The sequence below is a fragment of the Mesorhizobium sp. genome, from assembly GCF_004962925.1.
Taxonomy (GTDB): Bacteria; Pseudomonadota; Alphaproteobacteria; order Rhizobiales; family Rhizobiaceae; genus Mesorhizobium.
In genome coordinates this window covers 1-2,093 of the sequence record NZ_SUEO01000082.1, presented here as the reverse complement: position 1 = coordinate 2,093, position 2,093 = coordinate 1, and the positions used below count along the sequence as shown (strand labels likewise).

Genomic DNA, 2,093 nt, shown 5'->3' with positions numbered 1-2,093 from the left:
ACGATGGCGAGCACGGCTGCGGCGAAGACGAACGCTTCGACCTGCCCCTGCTCGGCAAGCCGGCCGACGATCGACCGTGCCTGAAGTCCCATCAGGACGAAGGCCAGCACGTTTAGCACGAAGACCGCCGTCTCCCAGACCGAGTACGAGCTGACGCGATTTCTAGCCGGCATGCGGCGCGGCGCGGTGCGCGCGATGGTCATGGCATAGACCACGATCGTTATTATGGCGGAAAGCCCAACCCTGTCGGCCAGGATCCAAACGCCGAAAGTTCCGGCAAATTGCACCACGGTGCCGCTCGCCGGGTCTTCGATACGGGTGAGTGTGACGAGAGACAATCGGCCGAGCACATAACCAGCGGCAAGGCTGCCAACCGTCGACAGCAAGATCATCGGAACCGCACTGCTCAGCAGGATAGAGCCGACAGCGGCGGAAACCGCCATGCGGTAGATCAGGAGTGCGGTGGCGTCGTTGAGCAGGCTTTCGCCTTGCAGGATCGCGGTGACGCGGTGCGGCACCTTGAACTGCCCAAGGACGGCCGACGCCGCGACAGCATCGGGCGGCGCCACGATCGCGCCGAGGGCGATGGCTGCTGCTCGACGAGCCGTTGTCGGCGCTCGACGCCAAGGTCCGCGTGTCGCTGCGCGAGGAAATCCGCTCGATCCAGAAGAGGCTAGGCATCACCACGATCTTCGTAACGCATGACCAGGAAGAGGCGCTGTCGATCTCTGATCGTATCGCAGTCATGTATGGCGGCAAGGCCGAGCAGGTCGGCACGCCGTTCGAGATCTACAACCGGCCGGCAACCAAGTTCGTCGCCAATTTTGTCGGCACGCTGAACGTGCTCGAAGGCACCGTCACCGATGCCGCTTCAGGCAAGGTGCGCGTCAACACGCAGGAGGTCGCGCTCAAGGGCAAGCTCAACGGTTCGAAAACCGGCGACACGCTGTCGCTGGCGCTGCGGCCCGAGGCGATTTCGCTCGGCCGCCATCCCGGCCGCGATTCCAGCCTTTCGGGCGAGATCGCTGAAGTGCATTTCCTCGGCTCGGTCATCCGGGTTCGCGTCGGCATCGGCGGCAGCACGGTGTCGCTCGACACCTTTAACAGTCCGGCCACCCCGCCGCCCGCTGTCGGTGAGAAGGCCGAGATTTCCTTCTCGTCTGGCGACATGCTGGTGCTGCACTAGCTAGCTAGAGCGCTTTTGGTGGAACCAAAACCGCGCTCCAGGTCTTGTTTGACGCATTTTGTCGGAGGCCAAGCGAAGACGTTTGGCTGGCAATACCCCGGAAGTCGAAGTCAGGCCGGCGGGATGAACGGCTTGCTCACCGTCCTGAAGACCGGCAGCGCTTCCAGCCGCGCGGCATGGACGGCGAGCGCCGGAAACGCGGCGAGCGAAGCCAGTCCGTGATGCGCCTCGCCAAGGAAGCGGAGCGCGGCAGCATGGCGTGGCTTTCAATCAGCACCTCGCCATTGTCGAGCACCAGGGTTGGCACGCGCGTCAGCGGATTATAGCGCCTGATCTTGTCCGCATCGCCGAAGGTCGACCAGGGACGATGTTCAAACGGCAGCTCGTATAGGGTCAGCGCGATGCCGACACGACGGACAAAGGGCGAGTCATATTGCCCGATGAGGATCATGACCCAAGCTTATACGCAGTCAACCGCCTCAAGGCATACCGCCAAGTCAGAGCACAACGGCCAATCAACAGCAGCTTATGGTTTTGCCACTGCCAATAGTCGCGCTTCGCCGCTACGATGAGGCATGGCGCTTTTCGAGCTGACCCTTGTTCTCCTGCTGATCGCCGTCGCGCTGACGGCGTTTTCACGGCGTCTCCAGGTCCCGTATCCCTCCTTGCTGGCTTTGGCAGGTGTAGGTATCGCCTTCCTGCCGTTTGCGCCGACCATTGAGATCGATCCCGAACTGGCGCTCGCCTTATTCATCGCGCCGGTGCTTCTCGACGCTGCCTATGACACATCGCTGCGCGACCTCAATCGCTATAGGCTGCCGCTTGTCTTACTGGCGCTTGGCGCCGTTGTTTTCACGACCGCTGCCGTGGCGCTCGTCGGATGGGCAATGGCAGGCCTGCCGATAGC

The 2,093-nt window shown here is 62.6% G+C and carries 2 protein-coding genes and 2 pseudogenes; 2 read left to right on the top strand and 2 right to left on the bottom strand.

Translation table 11 applies throughout. The features are described 5' to 3' along the window. Positions 1-569 (bottom strand): cation:proton antiporter (locus tag E5W87_RS17455; protein WP_292399877.1); only part of this gene is annotated, 569 nt, incomplete at its 3' end. Positions 570-589: 20 nt separating this feature from the next. Here E5W87_RS17455 and E5W87_RS17450 point away from each other — a divergent pair. Beyond that, positions 590-1,186: pseudogene (locus tag E5W87_RS17450) on the top strand (ABC transporter ATP-binding protein); the annotation flags it as partial. A 110-nt stretch (positions 1,187-1,296) separates the two neighbouring features. Here E5W87_RS17450 and E5W87_RS17445 read toward each other — a convergent pair. Then, positions 1,297-1,637: pseudogene (locus tag E5W87_RS17445) on the bottom strand (glutathione S-transferase N-terminal domain-containing protein). Positions 1,638-1,761: 124 nt separating this feature from the next. On the opposite strand from E5W87_RS17445, the gene E5W87_RS17440 reads away from it, so the two are divergent. Next, on the top strand, positions 1,762-2,093 hold a 332-nt coding region (locus E5W87_RS17440; RefSeq protein ID WP_292399874.1), incomplete at its 3' end, for a cation:proton antiporter.